General features: G+C 57.6%; 28 protein-coding genes and 1 tRNA gene. 22 read left to right on the forward strand and 7 right to left on the reverse strand.

The window, feature by feature from the left end; all coding sequences use genetic code 11:
* Positions 1-29 precede the first annotated feature (29 nt).
* The 3 genes from PSH90_RS09750 to PSH90_RS09760 form a co-directional block, all read right to left on the reverse strand.
* The gene (locus PSH90_RS09750) at positions 30-719 is read right to left on the reverse strand and encodes an endonuclease (RefSeq protein WP_041478547.1); all 690 of its coding nucleotides are present in this window, start codon (positions 717-719) and stop codon (positions 30-32) included.
* 4 nt (positions 720-723) lie between these two features.
* Positions 724-993: a DUF1654 domain-containing protein gene (locus PSH90_RS09755; RefSeq protein WP_016774035.1), complete on the reverse strand. Its 270-nt coding sequence runs from the start codon at positions 991-993 to the stop codon at positions 724-726.
* Positions 994-1,190: 197 nt separating this feature from the next.
* A complete protein-coding gene (locus PSH90_RS09760; RefSeq protein WP_125915872.1) occupies positions 1,191-2,279 on the reverse strand; it encodes an asparaginase in 1,089 nt (362 codons plus the stop codon).
* Positions 2,280-2,615: 336 nt separating this feature from the next.
* Here PSH90_RS09760 and PSH90_RS09765 point away from each other — a divergent pair, with 336 nt between their 5' ends.
* The 8 genes from PSH90_RS09765 (at position 2,616) to PSH90_RS09800 (ending at position 10,229) form a co-directional block, all read left to right on the forward strand.
* A complete protein-coding gene (locus tag PSH90_RS09765; RefSeq protein ID WP_041478549.1) occupies positions 2,616-3,065 on the forward strand; it encodes a hypothetical protein in 450 nt (149 codons plus the stop codon).
* Between the two features lie 198 nt (positions 3,066-3,263).
* On the forward strand, positions 3,264-4,220 hold the full coding sequence (locus PSH90_RS09770; protein ID WP_024012403.1) for a sugar ABC transporter substrate-binding protein: 957 nt from the start codon (positions 3,264-3,266) through the stop codon (positions 4,218-4,220).
* Between the two features lie 55 nt (positions 4,221-4,275).
* The gene (locus tag PSH90_RS09775; protein ID WP_305382606.1) at positions 4,276-5,829 is read left to right on the forward strand and encodes a sugar ABC transporter ATP-binding protein; all 1,554 of its coding nucleotides are present in this window, start codon (positions 4,276-4,278) and stop codon (positions 5,827-5,829) included.
* Positions 5,826-6,803, forward strand: coding sequence for an ABC transporter permease (locus tag PSH90_RS09780; RefSeq protein WP_016774040.1), 978 nt, complete (start codon positions 5,826-5,828; stop codon positions 6,801-6,803). The genes PSH90_RS09775 and PSH90_RS09780 overlap by 4 nt, the downstream gene beginning before the upstream one ends.
* 3 nt (positions 6,804-6,806) lie before the next feature.
* A complete protein-coding gene (locus PSH90_RS09785) occupies positions 6,807-7,826 on the forward strand; it encodes a LacI family DNA-binding transcriptional regulator (RefSeq protein ID WP_236169313.1) in 1,020 nt (339 codons plus the stop codon).
* Positions 7,827-7,850: 24 nt separating this feature from the next.
* The gene (rbsK, locus tag PSH90_RS09790) at positions 7,851-8,768 is read left to right on the forward strand and encodes a ribokinase (protein ID WP_305382607.1); all 918 of its coding nucleotides are present in this window, start codon (positions 7,851-7,853) and stop codon (positions 8,766-8,768) included.
* Positions 8,765-9,169, forward strand: coding sequence for a D-ribose pyranase (gene rbsD, locus PSH90_RS09795; RefSeq protein ID WP_305382608.1), 405 nt, complete (start codon positions 8,765-8,767; stop codon positions 9,167-9,169). The genes rbsK and rbsD overlap by 4 nt, the downstream gene beginning before the upstream one ends.
* A 31-nt stretch (positions 9,170-9,200) precedes the next feature.
* Positions 9,201-10,229 (forward strand): nucleoside hydrolase, encoded by a 1,029-nt coding sequence (locus PSH90_RS09800; RefSeq protein ID WP_056784434.1) that lies wholly within the window; start codon positions 9,201-9,203, stop codon positions 10,227-10,229.
* A gap of 34 nt (positions 10,230-10,263) precedes the next feature.
* On the opposite strand, the gene PSH90_RS09805 is transcribed toward PSH90_RS09800, so the two are convergent.
* Positions 10,264-10,464: a hypothetical protein gene (locus tag PSH90_RS09805; protein ID WP_056784436.1), complete on the reverse strand. Its 201-nt coding sequence runs from the start codon at positions 10,462-10,464 to the stop codon at positions 10,264-10,266.
* Between the two features lie 129 nt (positions 10,465-10,593).
* Here PSH90_RS09805 and PSH90_RS09810 point away from each other — a divergent pair, with 129 nt between their 5' ends.
* Positions 10,594-10,896 (forward strand): hypothetical protein, encoded by a 303-nt coding sequence (locus PSH90_RS09810; RefSeq protein WP_305382610.1) that lies wholly within the window; start codon positions 10,594-10,596, stop codon positions 10,894-10,896.
* Between the two features lie 166 nt (positions 10,897-11,062).
* Positions 11,063-11,380, forward strand: coding sequence for an I78 family peptidase inhibitor (locus PSH90_RS09815; protein WP_095179508.1), 318 nt, complete (start codon positions 11,063-11,065; stop codon positions 11,378-11,380).
* Positions 11,381-11,445: 65 nt separating this feature from the next.
* Here the strand turns inward: PSH90_RS09815 and PSH90_RS09820 are convergent, their stop codons facing one another.
* The gene (locus tag PSH90_RS09820) at positions 11,446-11,658 is read right to left on the reverse strand and encodes a cold-shock protein (protein ID WP_003179963.1); all 213 of its coding nucleotides are present in this window, start codon (positions 11,656-11,658) and stop codon (positions 11,446-11,448) included.
* A gap of 290 nt (positions 11,659-11,948) precedes the next feature.
* Positions 11,949-12,251, reverse strand: a complete 303-nt coding sequence (locus tag PSH90_RS09825) for a hypothetical protein (RefSeq protein WP_056784441.1) — start codon at positions 12,249-12,251, stop codon at positions 11,949-11,951.
* 370 nt (positions 12,252-12,621) lie between these two features.
* Between PSH90_RS09825 and thrS the strand changes: the two genes are divergently transcribed.
* From thrS to PSH90_RS09875, 10 genes are all read left to right on the forward strand, one after another.
* A complete protein-coding gene (gene thrS, locus PSH90_RS09830; protein ID WP_024012407.1) occupies positions 12,622-14,544 on the forward strand; it encodes a threonine--tRNA ligase in 1,923 nt (640 codons plus the stop codon).
* Positions 14,544-15,095: a translation initiation factor IF-3 gene (infC, locus tag PSH90_RS09835; RefSeq protein ID WP_169432615.1), complete on the forward strand. Its 552-nt coding sequence runs from the start codon at positions 14,544-14,546 to the stop codon at positions 15,093-15,095. Before thrS ends, infC begins: the two co-directional genes overlap by 1 nt.
* 60 nt (positions 15,096-15,155) lie before the next feature.
* On the forward strand, positions 15,156-15,350 hold the full coding sequence (gene rpmI / locus PSH90_RS09840; RefSeq protein ID WP_002553160.1) for a 50S ribosomal protein L35: 195 nt from the start codon (positions 15,156-15,158) through the stop codon (positions 15,348-15,350).
* A gap of 27 nt (positions 15,351-15,377) precedes the next feature.
* Positions 15,378-15,734, forward strand: coding sequence for a 50S ribosomal protein L20 (gene rplT / locus PSH90_RS09845; RefSeq protein ID WP_002553161.1), 357 nt, complete (start codon positions 15,378-15,380; stop codon positions 15,732-15,734).
* Between the two features lie 109 nt (positions 15,735-15,843).
* The gene (pheS, locus tag PSH90_RS09850) at positions 15,844-16,860 is read left to right on the forward strand and encodes a phenylalanine--tRNA ligase subunit alpha (RefSeq protein WP_003226365.1); all 1,017 of its coding nucleotides are present in this window, start codon (positions 15,844-15,846) and stop codon (positions 16,858-16,860) included.
* Between the two features lie 26 nt (positions 16,861-16,886).
* The gene (pheT, locus tag PSH90_RS09855; RefSeq protein WP_305382612.1) at positions 16,887-19,265 is read left to right on the forward strand and encodes a phenylalanine--tRNA ligase subunit beta; all 2,379 of its coding nucleotides are present in this window, start codon (positions 16,887-16,889) and stop codon (positions 19,263-19,265) included.
* Positions 19,266-19,268: 3 nt separating this feature from the next.
* Entirely contained in the window at positions 19,269-19,571 is a 303-nt protein-coding gene (gene ihfA / locus PSH90_RS09860) for an integration host factor subunit alpha (protein WP_002553164.1), read from the forward strand.
* Entirely contained in the window at positions 19,552-19,908 is a 357-nt protein-coding gene (locus PSH90_RS09865) for a MerR family transcriptional regulator (RefSeq protein WP_003179985.1), read from the forward strand. Before ihfA ends, PSH90_RS09865 begins: the two co-directional genes overlap by 20 nt.
* Positions 19,909-19,997: 89 nt before the next feature.
* Positions 19,998-20,074 (forward strand) — tRNA-Pro (locus tag PSH90_RS09870).
* A gap of 209 nt (positions 20,075-20,283) precedes the next feature.
* Positions 20,284-20,499, forward strand: a complete 216-nt coding sequence (locus tag PSH90_RS09875) for a hypothetical protein (protein ID WP_076567342.1) — start codon at positions 20,284-20,286, stop codon at positions 20,497-20,499.
* Positions 20,500-20,918: 419 nt separating this feature from the next.
* Here the strand turns inward: PSH90_RS09875 and rtcR are convergent, their stop codons facing one another.
* Complete coding sequence (rtcR, locus tag PSH90_RS09880; RefSeq protein ID WP_252883511.1) at positions 20,919-22,523, reverse strand: RNA repair transcriptional activator RtcR; 1,605 nt, start codon at positions 22,521-22,523, stop codon at positions 20,919-20,921.
* A gap of 195 nt (positions 22,524-22,718) precedes the next feature.
* Between rtcR and PSH90_RS09885 the strand changes: the two genes are divergently transcribed.
* Complete coding sequence (locus tag PSH90_RS09885; protein WP_252879813.1) at positions 22,719-23,945, forward strand: RtcB family protein; 1,227 nt, start codon at positions 22,719-22,721, stop codon at positions 23,943-23,945.
* Between the two features lie 161 nt (positions 23,946-24,106).
* Complete coding sequence (gene rtcA / locus PSH90_RS09890; protein WP_305382613.1) at positions 24,107-25,132, forward strand: RNA 3'-terminal phosphate cyclase; 1,026 nt, start codon at positions 24,107-24,109, stop codon at positions 25,130-25,132.
* Positions 25,133-25,165: the final 33 nt, after the last annotated feature.

Genomic DNA, 25,165 nt, shown 5'->3' on the forward strand with positions numbered 1-25,165 from the left:
ACGCTCGAGGCCTTTTTTTTGTGCTGCGATCAGCCGCAGGCTTTCAGATTTACCGAGCCGACAAACTCGTTGCCACGCCCCATCACGCACGCCACGCTCTGGTTGCGCTGACGTTCCCAGTCCTGCACTGGATAGGTCTTGTCCCACGCTTCGTACAACTGCCGATCTTGCTTCGACAGCCGCAGTCCGTATTGTTTGCTCATGTAAAAATACGTGCGGGCGATCATGCCGCGGATCGAAGGGCGGGGCATGACCTTCTTGGCCTTGAAGTCGACCTGCGTCAGGCAGGATCCATACTGACCGGACTGCACCGGCAACCAGCCGTAGCTGAAGTTGCTGCGATCACCGTTGACCTCACCGATGCTCGGCACCAGGTTGTGCAGGTCGGCTTCGGCCTTTTGATAAACCGGATCGTAACGCGTGCAATTCTTGCGTCCGCCTTGCTGCCAGCACTGCCGCTGATGCCCGATCTGCCACGCTGGCACGATGTGCTCCCACTCGATCCTCGATGCACGCTTGGCGTTCTTGCGCGGCACATAGCCGCAAGCCTTGAGATCGACGCGGTTGCCGGTGTACTTGCAGCCGCAGTAAAACTCCGTGGACTGCGGCGCATAAAGTTTCCATGCGGCTTTCTTGGCTTCGGAAAATGTACGTGGGGCGCCAGCCTGGGCGCCCACGGCGAAAAACAACAACAGCAAAGCAACACAGCGGACACTCATTGAATCAATCTTCCTTCGGCACAACCCAAAAAATCTGCACGCCACCGTCATCGCGATAGGCGAGGGTGACGTTGTCGTTCTCGTCGATTTCCTCGAGCAAGCGCTCCCAGTCGTCCATCGGCTCATCCGGCAGACGGAAAATCAGTGCGGCTTTGGCTTTTTGTGCGGTGGGGGAATTGATGATTTTCTGAACGCGCATACCCATGCGTTCATAAGCGTCAGGAGCAGCAGGAGAGGTGGCCACGAGGTTATCCTTATTAAGCTGTACGTGCATACAGTATTTAACTGTAAGCGATTTCGCAACTGCTTAAAATTCAAGAAAATCCTCTGACAGCGGGTTTCCGATTTTGGTGTAGGACTTGTCGAGATTTTTGTGGGAAAAGTATTGGAAGGGTGTAAGCGGGGCACCACCTGCCAAGCTGACAGGTGATGCGCAATTGCCCGATCGAGAAGTGATCAGGCGATGTTCAATCAGTATTCCCAGAACATCCGTTGCAGCTCTTTGCTGTCGTTGGTCTTGGTCAGTGCAACCATCGCCAGGATGCGGGCTTTCTGAGGGTTCAGGTCGTGAGCGACAACCCAGTCGTATTTGTCGTCGGGCTGTTCGGCGTTACGCAGGACAAAGCCGCCGGCGTTGACGTGCGACGAGCGAATGATCTGCACGCCATCCTTGCGCAGCGCTTGCAGGGATGGAACCACGCGGGAAGATACCGAACCGTTGCCAGTGCCAGCGTGGATGATGGCTTTGGCGCCGGCTTGCGCCAGTGCCTTGTAGGCGGTATCGCTGACGTTGCCGTAGGAATAGGCAATTTCTACGTCAGGCAGGCTCTTGATGTTTTTGATGTCGAATTCCGAATCCATGGTGTGACGCTTGGCCGGCAGGCGGAACCAGTAGGATTTGCCTTCGACCACCATGCCCAGCGGACCCCAGGCGCTTTTGAATGCTTCGGTCTTGATGTTGATCATTTTGCTGACGTCGCGACCGGACTGGATCTCGTCGTTCATGGTCACCAGCACACCTTTGCCGCGTGCTTCTTTGCTGCTCGCCACGGCGACGGCGTTGTACAGGTTGAGCATGCCGTCTGCCGACATGGCAGTGCCCGGACGCATCGAACCTACGACGATGATCGGCTTGTCGGTCTTCTCGACAAGGTTCAGGAAGTAAGCGGTTTCTTCGAGGGTGTCGGTGCCGTGGGTGATAACGATGCCGTCCACGTCCTTGCTGTCAGCCAGTTCGGAAACGCGACGACCCAATTGCAGCAGGTTGTCGTTGGTGATGCTTTCCGAAGCGATCTGCATGACTTGTTCGCCACGCACGTTAGCCAGTTTGCTCAACTCGGGAATGCCGGCAATCAGTTGTTCGATACCGACTTTCGCTGCCTGATAAGTGGCGCTGTTGGCAGCACTGGCGCCGGCGCCAGCGATGGTGCCGCCTGTGGCGAGGACGACGACGTTGGCCAGTTTCGTCTGGGTTTCGGCTTCTTTTGCCTGAAGGGCAGCAGGCAGGAGCAGGAGGAGGGCCAATGCGCCCGGAATCAAAGTATTGAAAGCAGATTTCATTATTTTTCTCTCTAGTCGTGAGACGGTGCTGATGCAGGTTCATCTAGATGCGCCCCAAGCCGATCTGAATGCTCGAGGTGCAAGGACGGGAGCAGGATTCATACCATGCGTAATGTGCTGGCGGAAAATGTTTAACCCAATGATTTAAATCAATATTTGTCGAGGGCTGGAGCATCGTTGAGGATCCATCCATCCGGGATTCCGAACGACAGGCGGATTCGTGTTCGGCTCGCCGATAGGCAATCTCTGAAAAGCCAGGCGGGTGACAAATCCCCGCTAAAGAAATGTGCTCTCAGGCCGATGCGTCCTCAAGGAAACCAAATCTTAGGAGTTCACATGTCACTGACGGTCGGTTTTGCCAATCCCGCTGCAGTCACCATTGGCGGTAAAACTGCAGCGACGATCAACAGCCTGAACGATGCGACCAATGAGACTTCGGCGCAGGCGCTGGGTACCGAAAAGACTGAGAAGAATCAGGTCAGAACCGGTGGCGGGCCTGTACAGGAAAACAGTGAAACCGAGGCTGACAGCAATCTCAGCATCACCGTCAAGACGTTGCTCAAGCGGATGAAGGAATTGCAGAAGCAACTTCAGGAGCAGCAACAGCAACTGGCTGCGGCTCAGGCTGCAAGCTATCCGACTCCCGAGGCGAAGTCCCAGGCAGTGATGTCGATTCAGGGCCAGATCGCGCAAACCAGCGCCGCACTGGCAGAAGTGGCGGGTGCGTTGGTCAAGGAGATGTCGAAAAGCGCCACCAGTGGTGGCCTGGTCAACACGACCGCCTGAAACGTCTGATGGCCGACTCAGCGATTCGGCCTACAACAAAAGACGATTTCTGATTGTTGACAAATGTCAGCGGGATTCTCATAGTTCGGTCTACGCAAACGTTTGCGCGGCTTTGAAGGGCATCTGCTTCCGGAGCCGTGACGTAGCTTACGTCAGCGCAAACGTTGCTCACAATAATCATAAGATCGGAGTGAACCCATGAAGCTGCCATTCGCCGCACGTCTTCTTGCTGTCGCTATGCTGGCTGCCACAGCCGCCGCACTACCTGTCTCCTCGGCGTTCGCCGAATCTGCAGAAAAGCCCAAAGTCGCGCTGGTCATGAAATCCTTGGCCAATGAATTCTTCCTGACCATGGAAGACGGCGCCAAGGCGTACCAGAAAGAACACTCCGCCGATTTCGATCTGATCTCCAACGGTATCAAGGACGAAACCGACACTGCCGGCCAGACTCGCATCGTCGAACAGATGATCCTGGCCAAGGTGAATGCACTGGTGATCGCGCCTTCTGACTCCAAGGCCATGGTGCCGGTGATCAAGAAGGCCGTAGACGCCGGTATCACGGTGATCAACATCGACAACCAGCTCGATCCCGCCGTGGTCAAAAGCAAAAACATCAACGTGCCGTTCGTAGGTCCGGACAACCGCAAGGGTGCACGTCTGGTTGGCGAATATCTGGCCAAGCAACTGAAGGCGGGCGACGAGGTCGGCATCATCGAAGGCGTGTCCACCACCACCAACGCGCAGGCGCGCACGGCCGGTTTCAAGGACGCGATGGAAGCCGCGCAGATCAAAGTGGTCTCGCTGCAGTCCGGTGACTGGGAAATCGACAAGGGCAACAAGGTTGCGGCTTCGATCCTCAGTGAATACCCGGATGTCAAAGCACTGCTGGCCGGTAACGACAGCATGGCGGTCGGTGCCGTTTCCGCAGTCCGTGCCGCTGGTAAGGCAGGGCAGGTGAAAGTCGTCGGTTACGACAATATCAATGCCATCAAGCCAATGCTCAAGGACGGCCGCGTGCTGGCGACGGCTGATCAGTTTGCAGCCAAGCAGGCCGTGTTCGGCATCGAAACCGCGCTGAAGATCATCAAAGGCGAGAAAGTCGACAGCGGTGCCAACGGCGTGATCGAAACACCGGTCGAGCTGGTCACCCAGTAAGTCATTTGGCGACACAACGGCGCTCGTCCGTCCGGGCGAGCGCATGGAGATTTCTATGTCAGTTTCCGCCCCGAACGCTGTCCTCTCGGTCAGCGGTATCGGCAAGACCTATGCGCAACCGGTGCTCACCGGCATCGATCTGACGCTGATGCGCGGTGAAGTACTGGCGCTGACCGGCGAAAATGGTGCCGGCAAAAGTACCCTGTCGAAGATCATTGGCGGTCTGGTCACACCCACTACCGGCCAGATGCAATTCCACGGCAAGGATTATCGTCCGGGCAGCCGTACCCAGGCCGAAGAGCTTGGCGTGCGCATGGTCATGCAAGAACTCAATCTGTTGCCGACGCTGTCGGTGGCGGAAAACCTCTTTCTGGATAATCTGCCGAGCAGCGCGGGCTGGATCAGCCGCAAGCAGTTGCGCAAGGCCGCGATCGAAGCCATGGCGCAAGTCGGCCTCGATGCGATCGATCCGGACACGCTGGTCGGCGAACTCGGTATCGGCCATCAGCAGATGGTTGAAATCGCGCGCAACCTGATCGGCGACTGCCATGTGCTGATCCTTGACGAGCCGACCGCGATGCTCACGGCGCGCGAAGTCGAAATGCTCTTCGAGCAGATCAGCCGATTGCAGGCCCGCGGCGTTTCCATCATCTATATCTCTCACCGTCTCGAAGAACTGGCGCGGGTGGCGCAGCGTATTGCCGTGCTGCGTGACGGCAACCTGGTCTGCGTCGAGCCGATGGCCAACTACAACAGCGAGCAACTGGTCACCTTGATGGTCGGTCGCGAACTGGGTGAACACATCGACATGGGGCCGCGCAAGATCGGCGCTCCGGCGTTGACGGTCAAAGGCCTGACCCGCTCTGACAAAGTCCGCGACGTCTCTTTTGAGGTGCGTGCCGGGGAGATCTTCGGCATTTCCGGATTGATCGGGGCAGGGCGCACGGAATTGCTGCGGCTGATATTCGGTGCCGATGCTGCCGACAGCGGCACCATCGCGCTCGGCTCCCCGGCCAAGGTCGTGAGTGTTCGCTCGCCAGTCGATGCCGTACGCAATGGCATCGCGTTGATCACCGAGGATCGCAAGGGCGAAGGGCTGCTGCTCAGTCAGTCGATCAGCGCCAACATCGCCCTGGGTAACATGCCGGAAATCTCCAGTGGCGGTTTCGTCAACAACGGCGACGAAATCTCCCTGGCGGAGCGTCAGATCGAAGCCATGCGCATCCGCAGCTCGAGCCCGACGCAGTTGGTTTCGGAACTGTCCGGCGGCAATCAGCAGAAGGTCGTGATCGGTCGCTGGCTGGAGCGCGACTGTTCGGTGCTGCTGTTCGACGAGCCGACTCGCGGGATTGATGTCGGCGCCAAGTTCGATATTTACGGTTTGCTCGGTGAGTTGACCCGTCAGGGCAAGGCGTTGGTGGTGGTGTCCAGTGACTTGCGCGAGTTGATGCTGATCTGCGACCGGATCGGCGTGCTTTCGGCGGGGCGTCTGATCGACACCTTCGAGCGCGACAGCTGGACCCAGGATGATTTGCTTGCCGCCGCATTCGCCGGCTACCAAAAACGTGATGCGTTGCTCAATGAGGCAGCGCCTAGGGATCTCCCATGAAAACTGCATCTTCTGCCAGTAAACGTAGTGGCAATTTCTTCGGCCTGGGCACATATTTGGGCCTGGCCGGTGCCTTGCTGGCGATGATTGCGCTGTTCTCGGTTCTGAGCAGCCATTTCCTCTCGTACAACACTTTCAGCACCCTGGCCAACCAGATTCCCGACTTGATGGTGCTGGCGGTGGGCATGACCTTTGTGCTGATCATCGGCGGCATCGATTTGTCCGTCGGCTCGGTGCTGGCGTTGGCCGCATCGACGGTCAGCGTTGCGATTCTCGGCTGGGGCTGGAGCGTTTTGCCAGCGGCGCTGCTCGGCATGGCGGTGGCGGCGCTGGCCGGGACCATCACTGGCTCGATCACCGTGGCCTGGCGGATTCCGTCGTTCATCGTCTCTCTCGGCGTGCTGGAAATGGCCCGCGGTGTGGCGTATCAGATGACCGGGTCGCGGACTGCGTACATCGGCGATGCGTTCGCCTGGCTGTCGAATCCGATCGCGTTCGGCATTTCCCCGTCGTTCATCATCGCTTTGCTGGTGATCTTCATCGCGCAGGCAGTTTTGACCCGCACGGTTTTCGGCCGCTACCTGATCGGCATCGGCACCAACGAAGAAGCCGTGCGGCTGGCCGGGATCAATCCCAAGCCCTACAAGATTCTGGTGTTCAGCCTTATGGGGCTGCTGGCGGGCATTGCCGCTCTGTTTCAGATTTCGCGCCTGGAAGCGGCTGACCCGAACGCAGGTTCGGGTCTGGAACTGCAAGTGATCGCGGCGGTGGTCATCGGCGGTACCAGCCTGATGGGTGGACGCGGTTCGGTGATCAGCACTTTCTTTGGTGTGTTGATCATTTCCGTGCTCGCGGCCGGACTCGCACAGATTGGTGCGACGGAGCCGACCAAGCGCATCATCACCGGAGCGGTAATTGTTATCGCCGTGGTGCTCGACACCTATCGCAGTCAACGCGCCAGTCGCCGAGGCTGAACCATGGCAACGATCAAGGATGTAGCGGCGCTTGCGGGTATTTCCTACACGACCGTGTCGCACGTGGTGAACAACACCCGCCCGGTGAGTCAAGAAGTGCGGCGCAAAGTCGAGGCGGCGATCAAGAGCCTCGACTACGTTCCCAGTGCCGTGGCGCGCTCGCTGAAAGCCAAGACCACCGCGACCATCGGCCTGCTGGTGCCTAACAGCCTCAACCCGTACTTCGCTGAATTGGCGCGCGGAATCGAGGATTACTGCGAGCGCAACGGTTACTGCGTGATCCTCTGTAACTCCGACGACAATCCGGACAAGCAGCGCAGTTATCTGCGTGTGTTGCTGGAAAAACGCATCGACGGTTTGATCGTCGCCTCCGCCGGCGGTGACACTGGTCTGGCGCAAGGGCTGGCAGGCGTGAAGACGCCGATGGTTATCGTTGACCGGGGCCTGGAAGGTGTAAATGCCGATCTGGTGCGCATCGACCACGAATACGGCGCTTATCTGGCAACCCGTCACCTGCTCGAGTTGGGGCATCGCGACATCGCCACCATCGGCGGTCCGGCCAGTACCAGCGTGGCGCAAATGCGTCAGGCCGGTTATTGCCGAGCGCTGCAAGAGGCGGGAATCGAGATGCGTGAGGAGCGCATGCTCGAAAGCGACTTCACCAGCACCGGCGGTTACAACGCCGCTGCCCGGCTGCTCGAAAGCAATCCCCCGAGCGCGATTTTTGCCGGTAACGACATGATTGGCATCGGTGTGCTGCGTGCGGCGGCTGAACGTAATGTCCGGGTGCCGGCCGAGCTGTCGGTGATCGGCTTCGATGACATTCAGATGAGCCGTTATGTCTATCCGGCGCTGACCACGGTCGGCCAGTCGATCCTGCAACTGGGCGAGATGGCCGCCGAAGTGCTGTTGCGCAGAATTGCTGCGCCGGATTCGGGCACCGATCAACGCATCGTGACCCCGAGCATTGTCCTGCGCGAATCGACCGCGCCGCTGTCCGGCGTGTTCACCGAATATCGCTGAAACCGAATTGATGAGTAGTGATGTATGCCAGCAAATGTAGTGGTAATAGGCAGCCTGAACATGGACCTGGTCACTCGGGCGCCACGGCTGCCACGCGGCGGTGAAACGCTGATCGGTCATTCCTTTGCCACGGTGTCTGGCGGCAAGGGCGCCAATCAGGCGGTTGCTGCTGCGCGCTTGGGCGCTAAGGTGGCGATGATCGGTTGCGTCGGAAATGACGACTACGGTGTGCGATTGCGTGATGCCTTGCTCGCCGAGCACATCGACTGCGAGGCTGTCAGTGTCGTAGAGGATTCCAGTGGCGTAGCGCTGATTGTGGTGGATGACAACAGCCAGAACGCCATCGTGATTGTCGCCGGTGCCAACGGCGCGATGACGCCGGCAGTGGTCGACCGCTTTGATGCGGTTTTACAGGCCGCCGATGTAGTGATCTGTCAGCTCGAGATTCCCGATGCGACGGTCGGACATGCGCTGAAGCGTGCGCGTGAACTGGGCAAAACCGTCATCCTCAACCCGGCGCCGGCCAGCCGTCCTTTGCCGGCAGACTGGTTTGCCGCCATCGACTATCTGATTCCCAACGAAAGCGAAGCCGCCGCATTGAGCGGGCTCGCTGTCGACTCGCTGCAGTCGGCAGAAACGGCTGCCACTCAGTTGATTGCCATGGGCGCGGGCAAAGTCATCGTCACGTTAGGCGCGCAAGGCTCATTGTTCGCCAACGGCAACGGCTTCGAACATTTCCCCGCGCCGACCGTGAAGGCGGTCGATACCACGGCGGCGGGCGACACTTTTGTCGGCGGTTTCGCCGCAGCGCTGGCCGATGGCAAGTCTGAGGCCGAGGCGATTCGCTACGGTCAGATCGCCGCTGCACTGTCGGTTACCCGCGCCGGTGCGCAACCGTCGATTCCAACCATATCCGAAGTACAGGCGTTCAATCCCGCATGAAAAAGACTCCTTTGCTTAATGTCGCGCTGTCGCGATTGATCGCTTCTCTTGGCCACGGTGACATGGTCGTGATTGGCGATGCCGGTTTGCCCGTGCCACCGGGTGTCGAGTTGATTGATCTGGCGCTGACCCATGGCATCCCTGATTTCGTCAACACGCTGAAAGTTGTACTCAGCGAGATGCAGGTAGAAAGCCATGTGCTGGCCAAAGAGATCTTCGACAAACAACCCACGGCACTTGCCGATCTGGACGCGTTGAACGAAGAGGGCGCGCTGGGCCGTAGGGATCTGCTCACCCACGAGCAGTTCAAGGTGCTTAGCCGACAAGCCAGGGCGATCATTCGTACAGGAGAATGTCAGCCGTACTGCAACATCGTTCTGGTCGCCGGGGTTACATTCTGATTTCCGATATCACCTGCACAAGGAATGCGCTATGCAACGCTATGCTGCAAAACTTCATCAACTGGTCCGGAGCCTGCTGCTTTTGTCTGTGATAACTGCGACCGGCGTTCAGGCCGCTGAAAAAATCGATTTGATCATCGACACCGATCCAGGCGCTGACGACGTTGTCGCTTTGCTCTTCGCGCTGGCGTCGCCGGATGAATTGAATATCCGCGCGTTAACGACTGTCGCCGGCAACGTGCGCCTGGACAAGACTTCGCGTAACGCGCGACTCGCTCGCGAATGGGCAGGGCGCGAAGACGTGCCAGTTTACGCTGGCGCACCGAAGCCGCTGATGCGCACGCCGATCTACGCCGAGAACATTCATGGCAAGGAAGGCTTGTCAGGCGTCACGGTTCACGAACCGAAGAAAGGCTTGGCGAAAGGCAATGCGGTCAATTACCTGATCGACACTCTTAAATCGGCCAAACCGCACAGCATCACCATTGCCATGCTCGGTCCGCAGACCAACCTGGCTCTGGCATTGATCCAGGAGCCGGAAATCGTTCAGGGCATCAAGGAAGTGGTGATCATGGGCGGGGCGCATTTCAACGGTGGCAACATCACCCCTGTGGCTGAATTCAACTTGTTCGCCGATCCGCAGGCTGCCGAGGTGGTGCTCAAGAGCGGGGTGAAGCTCACCTATCTGCCGCTGGACGTGACCCACAAGATCCTGACCAGCGATGCACGCCTGAAGCAGATCGCCGCGCTGAACAACAATGCGAGCAAGATCGTCGGCGACATTCTCAACGAATACATCAAGGGCGATATGGAGCACTACGGCATTCCCGGTGGCCCGGTGCATGACGCGACGGTTGTGGCGTATCTGCTCAAGCCTGAGTTGTTTACCGGTCGGGCGGTCAACGTCGTGGTGGATAGCCGTGAAGGACCGACATTCGGCCAGACCATTGTTGACTGGTATGACGGCCTGAAAGCACCGAAGAATGCATTCTGGGTCGAAAATGGCGACGCCCAGGGATTCTTTGATCTGCTGACCGAGCGCCTGAAACGCCTGAAATAATTCGTCAACCCGCAGGCGGTTTGCCTGCGGGTTTTCACTGCGGCTGTTCAGCCTGGCTGATCGGATAGCGTTCGAATACCTGATTGATAAAATGCTGCGCCGCTTCTATCCCCAACTCCTTGACCAGTAAATCAATGCCGATCAGCGCCAATTCTTCCGTCGTGCCGGGGCTGTAAGAGCTGTGTCCTTCGGCCCATTTGGCGTTGATGGCGGCGTCGATGCTTACACTGGTCATGGGAGGCTCGAAAGGTCAGGATGTCTGTTTTCGAGTTAACCATTTTGTGCGGCATTTGGCACTGCGACTTAGGCATGAGCGGAGCGCTATGCGACACTTGGTCTTTTCCGGCTTGCAAAGGACCCCGCTGTGCAGATTGATCTGAATACCCCTGACGGCCTCACACTCGAAGCAGTGCGCCAATTGCTTGCCTCGGGCAGTGACGACGTGCACAACCAATTGCGCGTGACCAAAGATGGCATTGCCTATCTGTCTACGGTGACCGGTGGGCAGGATATCGAGGGTCTGCTGTTTCGCCTGGAAACCTGGGCGAAGGGGTCGGGCTATGTGGGTAACGTCGCAGCCAGCGATGAAGTCTGGGTGATGCAGGTTTTCAACGCACTCAAAGACAACTGGCCGAATCCGCCCTACGACTACATCGACGTTTATTGAGGTCGTTAATATTCAGTCACGAATGTTTGATGAGCCGGACAGGGCGGCTCAGGCACACTCGGCATTTTTCCGCTCGTGGGGCAGGGCATGGCTTGAGCCTTGAAACCAAACGCCGCATTGGCGGTCGCACGATCTCTGCTTAAACATTTGAAAACAAGGAGGCTTCATGCCTTTGAAGTTCGCGACACTGGGTGCACTTATGGCCGCTGCTCTGTTGGCTGGTTGCAGCACAACCTCCAGCGAGTCGGCAAAGGAGCCCGTGGCGGCTGAATCAGGAAATAGCCGCTGCGAAGCATCGGCAGCGCAATTTGCCATCGGCAAGAAGGCATCCCCTGAGTTGCTGGATCAGGCGCGTGCCAAGGCTGGGGCGCAAAATGCGCGTTTCCTCAAGCCGAACGACATGATCACCCTGGAATACCGCTCCGATCGCCTGAACCTGAACACCGACAACAACCTGATAGTCACCCGCGTCAACTGCGGCTGAGTCCTTTTGTCTCAGGCATAAAAAACCCCGTCACCAGGACGGGGTTTTTTTAGTGCGCCGAGAAATTACTCTGGGCGAACCTGTGCAGCTTGCATACCCTTTTGGCCTTTCTCAGCCACGAAAGAGACGGTCTGGCCTTCTTTCAGGCTTTTGAAACCGTCGGATTCGATAGCTTTGAAGTGTACGAACAGGTCGTCACCGCCACCTTGAGGAGTGATGAAGCCGAAGCCTTTTTCATCGTTGAACCATTTAACGGTGCCGGTTTGGCGATTAGACATGGTGTATCTCCAAGAAACATATATTTTCAGTAGTGCTGTGCTGCTCAGGCCAACTGGGCACACCCGGGTATCATAGTCGAAATGTTCGCTTTGGTAGCCCCCCGGACGTGCTGTTTGCCAATCAGTCGTGTTTTCTTTACCACCTGGTTGCGCTGAAAGCCCCGGTTTGAAAGGCTTTCAGCGAAACGTAAAGACGATAAAAAAACCTGTAAAACCTGCATAAATCGTCTGAAAAGCCTCATTTCCAGCACTTTTTTCCGCCTTTCAGCCGATGTTAATGACCGGTTTTCTTATTTTTTCGGGGCGGTATTTGCCTTGCATTTGGTGATCTGGCCAAGGGCTTTCTTTTGCAATTCAGGCGTCGCCTTGTTGTCCATCAGCGCCTGAATGTCGCTGGCCGGATAGGACTTGATGGCGTCAGCTCCGCAAGCGCAGTGGGATTTCGCCGCGGCAGCACCGATTTGCTGGGTTGCAGCCTCAGTGCACTGGGCCATGTACTTCTCGCGCTCGCCTTTCGGCCAGTCGGCATGGGCGCTCAGTGGCAGCAGCAGAACGACGGGTGCGACGAGGGCGAATAAGCTTTTCAGACGCATGCGAGGATGCTCCTTGTGGGTCAATGTCTTGTTATCTGAGGGCGCAAAGGCCGATCAAGTTCAGCACTTTGGCATAAAAACGGACATTTGACCTTCTGCCAAATCAGGACGTAAGCGACCGCTCATCTGTGCTAGCATGCCGGGCTCAAGCGTTCTCAGGCTTCGGATGACCTTCAGTCCCGAAGCGGTCGGCGTGCGAATTTTTCCGATTTGAATCCCAGTCACTCTGGTTCGGTTTTCCGGTTGGCCGCAAGGCTCCTGCCGCTGTAAGGCAGGCGTTCGTCATTGAATGGCCTGGATCGGATCTTGTACTGGCTCATCCCAACCCACGTGACCTTTGGTAGGGGTCACCACTAGGAGAGGAGGCGCCATGCCAACTATTACTCTTCCCGACGGCAGTCAACGTTCATTCGATCACCCGGTTTCCGTAGCCGAGGTCGCCGCATCCATTGGTGCAGGTCTGGCCAAAGCCACGCTCGCGGGCAAGGTCAATGGCCAACTGGTCGACGCCAGCGACATCATCAGCAGCGACGCGACCCTGCAAATCATTACGCCAAAGGATGAAGAGGGGCTGGAGATCATTCGCCACTCTTGCGCGCACCTGGTTGGCCACGCGGTCAAGCAGCTGTACCCGACCGCGAAGATGGTCATCGGCCCGGTCATCGACGAAGGCTTCTATTACGACATCGCCTACGAGCGTCCTTTCACGCCGGAAGACATGGCGGCCATCGAGCAGCGCATGCAGCAGCTGATCGAGAAGGATTATGACGTCATCAAGAAAGTCACTCCGCGCGCGGAAGTGATCGAAGTGTTCAAGGCCCGCGGCGAAGATTACAAGCTGCGTCTGGTCGAAGACATGCCGAACGAGCAGGCCATGGGTCTGTACTATCACGAAGAATACGTCGACATGTGCCGCGGTCCGCACGTGCCGAACACGCGTTTCCTGAAATCCTTCAAGCTGACCAAGCTGTCGGGCGCCTACTGGCGTGGCGACGCCAAGAACGAGCAATTGCAGCGCGTCTACGGCACCGCTTGGGCTGACAAGAAACAGCTGGCGGCGTACATCCAGCGCATCGAAGAAGCCGAGAAGCGCGATCACCGCAAGATCGGCAAGCGTCTGGGCCTGTTCCACACCCAGGAAGAATCCCCGGGCATGGTGTTCTGGCACCCGAATGGCTGGACTCTGTACCAGGTGCTCGAGCAGTACATGCGCAAGATCCAGCGCGACAACGGCTACCTTGAGATCAAGACTCCTCAAGTCGTCGACCGCAGCCTGTGGGAAAAATCCGGGCACTGGGCCAACTACGCCGACAACATGTTCACCACTCAGTCGGAAAACCGCGACTACGCGATCAAGCCGATGAACTGCCCATGCCACGTGCAGGTGTTCAATCAGGGCCTGAAAAGCTACCGCGAGTTGCCGATGCGTCTGGCCGAGTTCGGTGCCTGCCACCGTAACGAGCCGTCGGGTGCGTTGCACGGCATCATGCGCGTGCGAGCGTTCACTCAGGACGACGCGCACATCTTCTGCACCGAAGAGCAGATGCAGGCCGAGTCCGCTGCGTTCATCAAGCTGACCATGGATGTCTATCGCGATTTCGGCTTTACCGAAGTCGAGATGAAACTGTCCACTCGTCCGGAAAAACGCGTCGGCTCCGATGAGCTGTGGGATCGCGCTGAAGCAGCATTGGCTGCAGCCCTTGATTCTGCTGGCCTGCCGTACGATCTGCAGCCGGGCGAGGGTGCTTTCTACGGGCCGAAGATCGAGTTCTCGCTGAAAGATTGTCTCGGTCGAGTCTGGCAGTGTGGTACCTTGCAGCTCGATTTTAACCTGCCTGTCCGTTTGGGCGCTGAATACGTCTCTGAAGACAACAGCCGCAAACACCCGGTGATGTTGCACCGCGCGATCCTCGGTTCGTTCGAGCGTTTCGTCGGGATTCTGATCGAGCACTACGAAGGTGCTTTCCCTGCGTGGCTCGCGCCGACCCAGGCGGTGATCATGAATATCACTGATAAACAGGCAGATTTTGTTGCAGAGGTTGAAAAAACTCTCAACGAAAGCGGATTTCGTGCCAAGTCCGACTTGAGAAATGAAAAGATCGGCTTTAAAATCCGCGAGCATACTTTGCTCAAGGTTCCCTATCTTTTGGTTATCGGAGATAAGGAAGTCGAGATGCAGACTGTCGCTGTGCGTACTCGTGAAGGTGCTGACCTGGGCTCGATGCCCGTCGCCCAGTTCGCTGAGTTTCTCGCGCAAGCGGTTTCCCGGCGTGGTCGCCCAGATTCGGAGTAATTATTATTAAGCGTGAAATGAGACAAGATAAACGAGCTGCACCGAAAGCCCCGATCAACGAGAATATCTCGGCACGCGAGGTTCGGTTAATTGGCGCTGATGGCGAGCAGATTGGCATCGTCTCGATTGATGAAGCGCTTCGTATCGCTGAAGAAGCAAAGCTTGATCTGGTGGAAATTTCCGCAGATGCAGTCCCGCCTGTTTGCCGGGTGATGGACTACGGCAAATCGATCTTCGAGAAGAAGAAGCAGATTGCCGCGGCGAAGAAAAATCAGAAGCAGATTCAGGTTAAAGAAATCAAGTTTCGTCCAGGGACGGAGGAAGGGGATTACCAGGTAAAACTGCGCAACCTGGTACGTTTCCTGAGTGACGGGGACAGGGCCAAGGTATCCTTGCGATTCCGCGGCCGTGAGATGGCCCACCAGGAGCTGGGGATGGAACTCCTCAAGCGGGTTGAACAAGACCTGCTCGAGTACGGTTCGGTCGAACAGCATCCTAAGATGGAAGGACGCCAGCTGATCATGGTCATCGCCCCGAAAAAGAAGAAGTAATCAACAGGGCACGGCAGGCCTTCTGATTATGTTTATCAACTGAATGCGGAGTATCCGAACATGCCAAAAATGAAAACCAAAAGTGGTGCTGCCAAGCGGTTTCTGAAAACTGCTAACGGCATCAAGCACAAGCACGCTTTCAAGAGCCACATCCTGACTAAAATGTCGACCAAGCGTAAGCGTCAACTGCGCGGTAGCAGCTTGCTGCATCCGTCTGACGTGGCAAAAGTCGAGCGCATGCTGCGCCTTCGTTAATTTAGTCAAGAATAGAGGAAGTAACTCATGGCTCGTGTAAAGCGTGGCGTCATTGCCCGTAAGCGTCACAAAAAAATTCTGAAACTTGCTAAAGGCTACTACGGCGCACGCTCCCGCGTATTCCGTGTTGCCAAGCAAGCGGTAATCAAGGCAGGCCAATACGCCTACCGTGACCGTCGTCAGAAAAAACGTCAGTTCCGCGCTCTGTGGATCGCTCGTATCAACGCTGGTGCTCGTGTTAACGGTCTGTCCTACAGCCGTTTCATCGCTGGCCTGAAAAAAGCGTCCATCGAGATCGACCGTAAGGTTCTGGCTGATCTGGCAGTGAACGAAAAAGCGGCGTTTGCTGCGATTGTCGAGAAAGCTAAAGCCACCTTGGCTTAAGTACCCCCGACAGTCACCCGGCCTCACCTCTGTGGGGCCAGGTGTTAAACGTCATAAATAGGGGAAGAGCCTTCAAGCTCTTCCCCTATTTTGTATCTGGAGTCTGTACATGGAAAACCTGGATGCGCTGGTCTCTCAAGCACTAGAGGCTGTGCAAAGCGCTGAAGATATCAATGCCCTGGAGCAAATCCGGGTTCAATACCTTGGCAAGAAGGGCGAATTGACTCAGGTGATGAAGACCCTGGGGAATCTGCCGGCCGAAGAGCGTCCGCAAGTCGGTGCGCTGATCAACGTTGCCAAGGAACGTGTTACAGGCGTTCTCAATGCGCGCATGGCATTGTTTGAAGAAGCCGAACTGGCTGCCAAACTGTCTGCCGAATCCATCGACGTGACATTGCCGGGCCGTGGCCAGACCTCTGGCGGTCTGCATCCGGTCACCCGGACTCTGGAGCGCGTCGAGCAGTTCTTCACCCGCATTGGCTACGGCATCGCCGAAGGCCCTGAGGTCGAAGACGACTACCACAACTTTGAAGCGCTCAACATCCCAGGCCATCACCCGGCCCGGTCGATGCATGACACCTTCTATTTCAATGCCAACATGTTGCTGCGCACCCATACCTCGCCGGTACAGGTCCGCACCATGGAATCCAAGCAGCCGCCGATCCGCATCGTCTGCCCGGGCCGCGTCTATCGCAGCGACTCCGATATCACCCATTCGCCGATGTTCCACCAGGTCGAAGGCCTGCTGGTTGATCGCGATATCAATTTTGCCGATCTCAAAGGCACCATCGAAGAATTCCTGCGGGTGTTCTTCGAGAAAGAACTGGCCGTGCGTTTCCGTCCTTCGTATTTCCCCTTCACCGAGCCATCCGCTGAAGTCGATATGGAATGCGTGATGTGCAGCGGCAAAGGCTGCCGCGTCTGCAAGCAGACCGGCTGGCTGGAAGTGATGGGCTGCGGCATGGTTCACCCGAACGTGCTGCGCATGTCCGGCATCGATCCGGAAGAGTTCTCCGGATTTGCCTTCGGCATGGGTGTCGAGCGTCTGGCCATGCTCCGTTACGGCGTGAACGACTTGCGTCTGTTCTTCGACAACGACTTGCGGTTCCTCGCGCAATTTCGCTAGTCGTAACGAATTCTTAGGAGAGCAGGATGAAATTCAGTGAACAATGGCTGCGTGGCTGGGTCAGCCCGCAGGTAGATCGCGATGAGCTGGTTGCTCGTCTGTCGATGGCCGGTCTTGAGGTCGATAGCGTTACTCCGGCCGCCGGCGTATTCAGTGGTGTGGTGGTGGGTGAGGTGCTGAGCACCGAGCAGCATCCGGACGCCGACAAGTTGCGCGTATGCCAGGTCAGCAATGGCGCGGAAACCTTCCAGGTCGTGTGCGGAGCGCCAAACGTGCGCCCGGGCCTGAAGATTCCGTTCGCGATGATTGGCGCAGAGCTGCCGGGCGACTTCAAGATCAAGAAGGCCAAGCTGCGTGGCGTCGAGTCCAACGGCATGCTGTGCTCGCAGGCAGAGCTGCAGGTCGGTGAGGGCAACGACGGTCTGATGGAGCTGCCGGCCGATGCGCCGGTGGGCGAAGATTTCCGAGTGTATCTGGATCTGGAAGACGCCAGCATCGAGGTCGACCTGACCCCGAACCGTGGCGACTGCCTGTCCCTGGCCGGTCTGGCTCGTGAAGTCGGCGCGCTGTACGCCGTGCCGGTAACCCGTCCTGTGGTGGCTGCGGTTGCAGCGGTACACGACGAAGTCCGCTCGGTCGAGGTGCTGGCCCCAGCTGCCTGCCCACGTTACCTGGGTCGGGTCATCCGTAACGTCGACCTGTCCAAGCCAACCCCGCTGTGGATGGTTGAGCGTCTGCGTCGCGCCGACGTGCGCAGCATCGACGCTGCCGTCGACATCACCAACTACGTCATGCTCGAGCTCGGCCAACCGCTGCACGCTTTCGATCTCGCCGAAATCAATGGCGGCATTCGTGTGCGCATGGCTGAAGAGGGCGAAAAGCTGGTTCTGCTTGATGGTCAGGAAGTCAGCCTGCGTAGCGATACGCTGGTCATCGCTGACCACACTCGTGCACTGGCGATCGCCGGCGTCATGGGTGGCGAGCACAGCGGTGTTTCCGCGACCACCCGTGATGTGTTCCTCGAATCTGCGTTCTTTGATCAGATTGCGGTTGCCGGCAAGGCACGTTCTTACGGCTTGCATACCGACGCTTCGCATCGCTACGAGCGTGGCGTTGACTGGCAACTGGCCCGTGAAGCCATGGAGCGCGCCACTGGCCTGCTGCTGGAAATCACTGGCGGCGAATCTGGTCCGATCATCGAGACCGTCAGCGAACAACATCTGCCATCGATTGCACCGATCACTCTGCGCGCTCAGCGCATCACTCAGATGCTCGGCATGGAGATGGATTCGGCACAGGTCGAGCGTCTGCTCAGTGCCTTGGGCTTGAGCATTACCGCTGACGGCGAAGGCCAATGGCGCGTTGAAGTGCCAAGCCACCGCTTCGATATCAGCCTGGAAGTCGACCTGATCGAAGAGCTGGCTCGTCTGTACGGTTACAACCGTCTGCCGGTTCGCTACCCGCAAGCGCGTCTGGCGCCGCAAGCCAAGGCCGAAGCGCGTAGTGATCTGCCTGAGCTGCGTCGTCTGCTGGTTGCTCGTGGTTATCAGGAAGCGATCACTTACAGCTTCATTGATCCGCGTCAGTTCGAACTGTTCAATCCAGGTGTCGAGCCGCTGTTGCTGGCCAATCCGATCTCCAACGATATGGCCGCCATGCGCTCGTCGTTGTGGCCAGGTCTGGTCAAGGCGTTGCAGCACAACCTCAATCGTCAGCAGGATCGTGTGCGTCTGTTCGAGAGCGGCCTGCGCTTCGTTGGTCAGCTTGACGGCTTGAAGCAAGAGCCGATGTTGTCCGGGGTTGTGTGCGGGAGTCGCTTGCCGGAAGGCTGGGCGCAGGGTCGGGATACCGTCGACTTCTTCGACGTAAAGGCTGACGTGGAGGCTGTACTGGGTTTTGCCGGTGCCCTGGATTCGTTCACCTTTGCTCCGGGCAAACACCCAGCGCTGCATCCGGGTCAAACCGCGCGCATCGAGCGTGAAGGTCGCGAGGTAGGCTATATCGGTGCAATTCACCCTGAGCTGTCGAAGGCGCTGGGGCTGGATCGTCCGGTGTTCGTCTTTGAGCTGGTTCTGGCGGAAGTGGCGCTCGGTAAAATGCCGAAATTCCACGAGTTGTCGCGCTTTCCTGAAGTGCGTCGTGACCTTGCACTGATCGCGCACAAAGACGTCGCGGCCTCGGCTGTACTGGACGTAATCCGTGAAAATGCAGGCGAATGGCTCACAGAGCTCAGGCTGTTTGACGTGTATCAGGGTAAAGGTATTGATCCTGATAGAAAAAGCCTTGCAGTCGGCTTGACCTGGCAGCATCCATCGCGCACTCTTAATGACGATGAGGTGAATTCGACGACGCAAAATATCCTCACCTCGCTCGAACAAAGGTTGAACGCCACGTTAAGGAAGTGACGTATGGGGGCTTTGACGAAAGCTGAGATGGCGGAACGTCTGTATGAAGAGCTGGGCCTGAACAAGCGGGAAGCCAAGGAATTGGTCGAACTGTTTTTCGAGGAAATCAGGCACGCTCTTGAAGACAACGAGCAGGTCAAATTGTCCGGTTTCGGCAATTTCGACCTTCGGGACAAACGCCAGCGGCCCGGCCGCAACCCGAAAACGGGGGAAGAAATCCCGATCACGGCTCGCCGTGTGGTCACCTTTCGTCCAGGGCAGAAGTTGAAGGCCCGAGTTGAGGCTTATGCTGGAACCAAGTCATAACGACGAACTACCCGTCATCCCGGGCAAACGCTACTTCACCATTGGTGAGGTCAGCGAGCTGTGTGCCGTAAAGCCACACGTGCTGCGCTACTGGGAGCAGGAGTTTCCTCAGCTCAACCCCGTCAAACGCCGCGGGAACCGCCGGTATTATCAGCGCCAGGACGTGCTGATGATCCGGCAGATCCGCGCGCTCCTTTACGATCAGGGTTTCACCATCGGCGGCGCACGTCTGCGCCTGTCCGGCGACGAAGCCAAAGATGACACCACACAGTACAAACAGATGATTCGGCAGATGATTGCCGAATTGGAGGATGTCCTGGTGGTACTCAAGAAATAAAAAGCTGCGTTTGAATACTTCCAGTTTTCAAAAGCTTGCGATATATTCTTGAGCGTTCTTCGAGGTGAAGAACGGGATGCAACATCAGTCGGGGCGTAGCGCAGTCCGGTAGCGCACTAGCATGGGGTGCTAGGGGTCGAGTGTTCGAATCACTCCGTCCCGACCATATTTTTCAACGACTTAGGCCAATGTTCACAGCATTGGCCTTTTTCATGTGTGTGAGATTTGCGGGGCTACTCGATCACGCCTGCGACTCGCATCACCAAGTGTTTGGATTAGTAAGAAAGTCCGCTCGTCGACCAAATAGCACTCTCTGTGCGCCGATCTTCTCTTACTTATTAAGCGCAGCCCCTGCGCCACTGACGGGAGAGAATGATGATCGACGACAACAACGGCCCTGAAGCGCCATATCCGGGACCAGACGAACAAACCCCTGATTCTGGCGAGGGTCATGATTCCGGCCTGGAGCAGGCTGATTCTGAGCCGAAGCAGGGCACCGACGAACGACCAGAGGACTGGAATCCGCCACCCGGCAATCCTGGCTCTGATCAGGACGCCCAGACGGGCCGAGATAATGGCGGCGCTAAGTAAGCCCGATCAATTGTAATAGTTCACGAGACCCGGCCATCGCGCCGGGTTTTTATTGCCGCCCAACCCTCTATCGACATCCCCGGGCGCAGACGGTTATTTGGGCTTGGGTGGGCGAAGCCGAGCGGCGCCGGCGGCTGGAAGCTTCGATCCAGGCGCCGGCAACAAGCATGTTCACTCAACGATGCAGATCCAGCGATGGTTGTATCGATAGGGTGCGCGGGTGAAATGGACGTCTGAGACCATTTTCATGCCTCGCTCTTGGAGCGCTTCGGTCAGTTGTACGAGTGTCTCTGCCTGGATAGTCATTGCTGTCACCTCGTCAGATTTACTGCGTTCATAATTCTTGACCGAGAGATCAGGCGGCTAATTCATTTTTTCTACAGTAATCATTGAAGCAGTGTGATCAAGAGCGCTGTGCTTCACTTCGTGTCCACTAACTTGCCCCATTCAAGTCCGAACCGCGCCAGGTACTTCCTCAAGCGATCGGCATCATTGGGTTGCGCCTTGGCCTGCCTGGAAACACCGAACAGCTGTCGGCCGGCATCGGACAGGCTGTCCGCCTGCCGGCATACCTCTATAACCGCCTTCAGCTGTAAGCGATCGAACAGGTCCATGCTATCGCTATCTCCCGGCAACTCAGTTGATACAGCAGTGGGTTGCGCCAACCCCCACGCATATCGCAATCGATCGATCTCATCATCTACCTGCGCTTCATCGATGCGTCCGCTGTCGGCCAGAGTCGCCATCCGTGTAATCGACGCAGACAGTTCGCGAAAGTTGCCCAGCCACGCTGCTTCACGTGAACTGGCGAAGGCCAGGTAGCGTCGGCGTGCTTCGAGATTGAAACGCGCGCGTTGCCCATGTTCGCGCGCGTGGCGTTCCAGTTCGAAATCGATGTTTGGCTCGATGTCCTCGCGTCGGCCGGCGAGGCCGGGCAGGTCGAATGTCCAGAGGTTGATCCTTGCGTACAGGTCCTCGCGAAAAAGGCCTTCGGCGACGCGGCTGCGCAGGTCGCGGTGGGTGCCGGCGATTATCAGAAAATCACTCTCGACTTCCTTGTCCGAGCCCAGCGGGAAGAAGCGTTTCTCTTCGATTGCCTTTAACAGCATCGCTTGTTCGTCTGCGCCGAGCTCGCCGATTTCATCGAGAAACAGCATGCCGCCGTTTGCGGCGCGCAGCAGGCCATCGCGAGCGTTTTGCGCGCCGGTGAAGGCGCCTTTGACGTGGCCGAACAAGGCCGACATCGCGCCGTCGCCACGCAAAGTGGCGCAGTTGACTTCGACAAAGCGTCCCTGCATCTGATGGCGATTGCGTTTGAGTTCGTAGATGCGCCGCGCCAGGAAGGATTTGCCGGCGCCGGTCGGGCCGATCAGCAGCATGGGGGCTTTCGAGCGCAGCGCAACGCGCTCTATCTGTTCAATGGAGCGGTTGAAGGCCGGGTTGCGTGTGGCGATGCCGGACTTGAGAAATTCGAGGCCTTCGAGACGTTTGCTGGCGAAGCGTGAGGCGATGCGATCATAGCGCGACAGATCGAGATCGATCAGCGCGTGAGTGCCGCAGGCGGGCTCGTTATCGTTCTTGCGCTTGGCGGGGGAGGTCTGAATCAGCCGGGCTGGCAGATAGCGCGCCTCGGTGAGCAGGAACCAGCAGATCTGTGCGACGTGGGTGCCGGTGGTGATGTGGACGAGGTAATCCTCGTGCTCAGTGTCAAAATTGTACGCAGTGGTGAAGTCGTGCAGTGCGCCGTACACCTCTTCGAAATCCCAAGGATTGCGCAGTGACATTGGATGCAGGCGCACTTCGGTGCTCGGAGAAATCTGCTGGATGTCCACTCGGACACGCTCGGCGAGGCTGACGTCGCGCGCGTCGAGGCCGTGAATCAATTCAAGTCGATGGATAGGGAGTTCTGTTTGTTGGCACAGACCTACGCTTGGTCGCCAATAATTCCAACGGCTGGCACCTTTGCCGACACGATCCAGGGTGGCTCCGATAAATCCGATGGCGACCGTGCGTTTGTTGGGCATGCTTATCTCATAAGATAAATGACGATATGCAATGATAATTTTGCTGGTCTGATTTGTCTTCCATAGATTATCGAGACTCGTCGCATCAGAGATAAAAGCTATTAAAATCAGAAACATAGCAGAAAAAACCATAGCCGCATCCAAAGCTGGCACAGCGGCTGCAATGCTGGTGGAAACGAACATGGACACCAAGATATGAAAGACCAAACCTACCAGCTTCTCGAAGTCGCCGACGGCAAGCCCATCAAACTCTGGACCGAAGGTGTCCCGGTTGAAAACGAAGCCCGCGCACAGTTGATGAACACGGCAAAAATGCCATTCATCTTCAAGCATCTGGCGGTGATGCCCGATGTGCACTTGGGCAAGGGCTCGACAATTGGCAGCGTTATTCCAACGGTCGGCGCGATCATTCCCGCAGCGGTGGGCGTCGACATCGGTTGTGGAATGATCGCTGCCCGTACATCGCTGATGGCTTCGGATCTGCCGGACAACCTCCACGGACTGCGTAGCGCCATCGAGCAAGCGGTGCCACATGGCCGCAGTTCGAATCGTTCGCGGCGAGACAAAGGCGCCTGGGATGAGATTCCTCAGCAAGCCGATCAGGCCTGGGCGGGGTTGCAGCCGCGCTTCAAACTGATCACCGACAAGTATCCGAAACTGGCCAACACCAACAACCGTGGGCACTTGGGGACGCTCGGCAGTGGCAACCACTTCGTCGAAGTGTGCCTGGATGAAGCCAACCGGGTGTGGTTCATGTTGCACAGCGGTTCGCGCGGTGTCGGCAACGCTATCGGCAACCTGTTCATCCAGATGGCCCAAGCTGATATGCGTCAGCATATTGCCAACCTGCCGGACCGTGACCTGGCCTATTTCGAAGAAGGCAGCCGACATTTTGATGACTATGTGGAAGCGGTGGGCTGGGCGCAGGACTTCGCCAGACAGAACCGCGAACTGATGATGCGTGCGGTGGTTCAGGCCACGCGGCAGATCATCCGCAAGCCGTTCGAAGTGGCGCTGGAGGCGGTCAACTGCCACCACAATTACGTGCAGAAGGAACGGCATTTCGGTGAGGACGTGCTGATTACCCGCAAAGGCGCGGTGTCAGCGAAGAAGGGCGAACTGGGGATTATTCCGGGCTCGATGGGCGCCAAGAGCTTTATCGTTCGCGGTCTGGGCAACGCAGAGTCGTTCAGTTCCTGCAGCCACGGCGCCGGCCGCACCATGAGCCGAACCAAGGCCAAGAATACCTTCACCGTTGCCGATCAGATCCGCGCCACCGCACATGTGGAGTGCCGCAAGGACGAAGCGGTGATTGACGAAATTCCGATGGCCTACAAGGACATCGACAAAGTCATGCACGCCCAGCGTGAGCTGGTGGAAGTGCTGCACACCCTGCGTCAGGTGGTGTGCGTCAAAGGCTAAGGAAATACAGCGCTGGCGAGAATTCTGCGTCCGGCGCTGCCCCGGTTCATCACGGCTGAGCTGAAGCGCGAATTATCAATATTGATCGTAACTCAGGAAGACCCACGACGGTTTAACGGTACCTCAGAGACACCGTCGGGCTATACGCGTAAGGATTTGCAATGAAAGAGATAATCGAACTGGACGGTGCCATCGGTGGCGGCCAGGTGTTGCGCAGTGCGTTGAGCCTGTCGATGGTGACAGGTCGGGCGTTTCGCATTAAACAGATTCGCGCCAGACGCAGTCGTCCGGGATTGCTGCGTCAGCACCTGACAGCCGTGATGGCGGCGGGCGAGATTTGTGGTGCACAGATATCTGGTGCGCATCTGGGGTCGCAAGGCCTGAGCTTCGAACCGGGCGAAATTCGCGGCGGCGACTTTCAGTTCGCTATCGGCACGGCCGGCAGCTGCACGCTGGTGCTGCAGACGTTGCTGCCAGCCTTGTTGCGGGCATCGAAGGCCAGTCGGGTGACGATCTCCGGTGGCACGCATAATCCGCTGGCACCGCCGACGGATTTCCTGTCGCGCAGTTGGTTGCCGCTGCTGCGGCGCATGGGCGGCGATGTCGAGTTGGAGTTGCTGCGTCATGGTTTCGTACCGGCTGGCGGTGGCGAAATTGCGGTGAAGGTTCAGCCCTCGCGCCTCACGCGCCTGGACCTGTGTGAGCGCGGCGGGGCAGTCTCACGACGCGCATTGGCGTTGACCGCAGGTCTCGCACCCACTGTCGCTCAGCGAGAGCTGAGTCAGGTGGCCAAGCGTTTGAACTGGCCAGTGGAGGTGCTGCAACCTGTGGCGCTTGACCCGGCACGCGGCCCGGGCAATGTGTTATTGCTGGAGTATGTTTTCGAGCATGTCACGGAGGTGTTCAGCGCATTTGGCCAAGTGTCGTTACGCGCCGAGAAGGTGGCCGATGCCGCAATCAATCAGGCTGTCGACTGGTTGCGCAGTGATGCTGCGGTCGCTGAGCATCTGGCCGATCAATTGCTGTTGCCGATGGCGCTGGCCGGTGGCGGATCGTTCACCACGCCGCGCATGACTGATCATCTGCGCAGCAACATCGAAGTCATTCACCTGTTTTTGCCGGTCCGTATCGATTGCCGGGAGGAGGGCGGCGATCGCTTGCGGGTAGACGTTTTCCAAACCGATTAACAGCGGCCGGCAACCGGAAAGCAGTTGCACAAC

The organism is Pseudomonas sp. FP1762, assembly GCF_030687105.1.
GTDB lineage: Bacteria > Pseudomonadota > Gammaproteobacteria > Pseudomonadales > Pseudomonadaceae > Aquipseudomonas > Aquipseudomonas siliginis.

Bases quoted from the DNA above. Each gene is read 5' to 3' on its own strand.
- rpmI (WP_002553160.1), top strand. From the start codon at position 15,156: ATGCCAAAAATGAAAACCAAAAGTGGTGCTGCCAAGCGGTTTCTGAAA.
- rtcA (WP_305382613.1), top strand. From the start codon at position 24,107: ATGAAAGAGATAATCGAACTGGACGGTGCCATCGGTGGCGGCCAGGTG.
- PSH90_RS09805 (WP_056784436.1), bottom strand. From the start codon at position 10,464: ATGACCAGTGTAAGCATCGACGCCGCCATCAACGCCAAATGGGCCGAA.
- PSH90_RS09780 (WP_016774040.1), top strand. From the start codon at position 5,826: ATGAAAACTGCATCTTCTGCCAGTAAACGTAGTGGCAATTTCTTCGGC.
- ihfA (WP_002553164.1), top strand. From the start codon at position 19,269: ATGGGGGCTTTGACGAAAGCTGAGATGGCGGAACGTCTGTATGAAGAG.
- PSH90_RS09775 (WP_305382606.1), top strand. From the start codon at position 4,276: ATGTCAGTTTCCGCCCCGAACGCTGTCCTCTCGGTCAGCGGTATCGGC.
- PSH90_RS09785 (WP_236169313.1), top strand. From the start codon at position 6,807: ATGGCAACGATCAAGGATGTAGCGGCGCTTGCGGGTATTTCCTACACG.
- PSH90_RS09755 (WP_016774035.1), bottom strand. From the start codon at position 993: ATGCACGTACAGCTTAATAAGGATAACCTCGTGGCCACCTCTCCTGCT.
- PSH90_RS09815 (WP_095179508.1), top strand. From the start codon at position 11,063: ATGCCTTTGAAGTTCGCGACACTGGGTGCACTTATGGCCGCTGCTCTG.
- rbsD (WP_305382608.1), top strand. From the start codon at position 8,765: ATGAAAAAGACTCCTTTGCTTAATGTCGCGCTGTCGCGATTGATCGCT.
- PSH90_RS09820 (WP_003179963.1), bottom strand. From the start codon at position 11,658: ATGTCTAATCGCCAAACCGGCACCGTTAAATGGTTCAACGATGAAAAA.
- rtcR (WP_252883511.1), bottom strand. From the start codon at position 22,523: ATGCCCAACAAACGCACGGTCGCCATCGGATTTATCGGAGCCACCCTG.
- thrS (WP_024012407.1), top strand. From the start codon at position 12,622: ATGCCAACTATTACTCTTCCCGACGGCAGTCAACGTTCATTCGATCAC.
- PSH90_RS09750 (WP_041478547.1), bottom strand. From the start codon at position 719: ATGAGTGTCCGCTGTGTTGCTTTGCTGTTGTTGTTTTTCGCCGTGGGC.
- PSH90_RS09800 (WP_056784434.1), top strand. From the start codon at position 9,201: ATGCAACGCTATGCTGCAAAACTTCATCAACTGGTCCGGAGCCTGCTG.
- rplT (WP_002553161.1), top strand. From the start codon at position 15,378: ATGGCTCGTGTAAAGCGTGGCGTCATTGCCCGTAAGCGTCACAAAAAA.
- PSH90_RS09765 (WP_041478549.1), top strand. From the start codon at position 2,616: ATGTCACTGACGGTCGGTTTTGCCAATCCCGCTGCAGTCACCATTGGC.
- PSH90_RS09770 (WP_024012403.1), top strand. From the start codon at position 3,264: ATGAAGCTGCCATTCGCCGCACGTCTTCTTGCTGTCGCTATGCTGGCT.
- PSH90_RS09865 (WP_003179985.1), top strand. From the start codon at position 19,552: ATGCTGGAACCAAGTCATAACGACGAACTACCCGTCATCCCGGGCAAA.
- rbsK (WP_305382607.1), top strand. From the start codon at position 7,851: ATGCCAGCAAATGTAGTGGTAATAGGCAGCCTGAACATGGACCTGGTC.
- pheS (WP_003226365.1), top strand. From the start codon at position 15,844: ATGGAAAACCTGGATGCGCTGGTCTCTCAAGCACTAGAGGCTGTGCAA.
- pheT (WP_305382612.1), top strand. From the start codon at position 16,887: ATGAAATTCAGTGAACAATGGCTGCGTGGCTGGGTCAGCCCGCAGGTA.
- PSH90_RS09875 (WP_076567342.1), top strand. From the start codon at position 20,284: ATGATCGACGACAACAACGGCCCTGAAGCGCCATATCCGGGACCAGAC.
- PSH90_RS09760 (WP_125915872.1), bottom strand. From the start codon at position 2,279: ATGAAATCTGCTTTCAATACTTTGATTCCGGGCGCATTGGCCCTCCTC.
- PSH90_RS09825 (WP_056784441.1), bottom strand. From the start codon at position 12,251: ATGCGTCTGAAAAGCTTATTCGCCCTCGTCGCACCCGTCGTTCTGCTG.
- PSH90_RS09885 (WP_252879813.1), top strand. From the start codon at position 22,719: ATGAAAGACCAAACCTACCAGCTTCTCGAAGTCGCCGACGGCAAGCCC.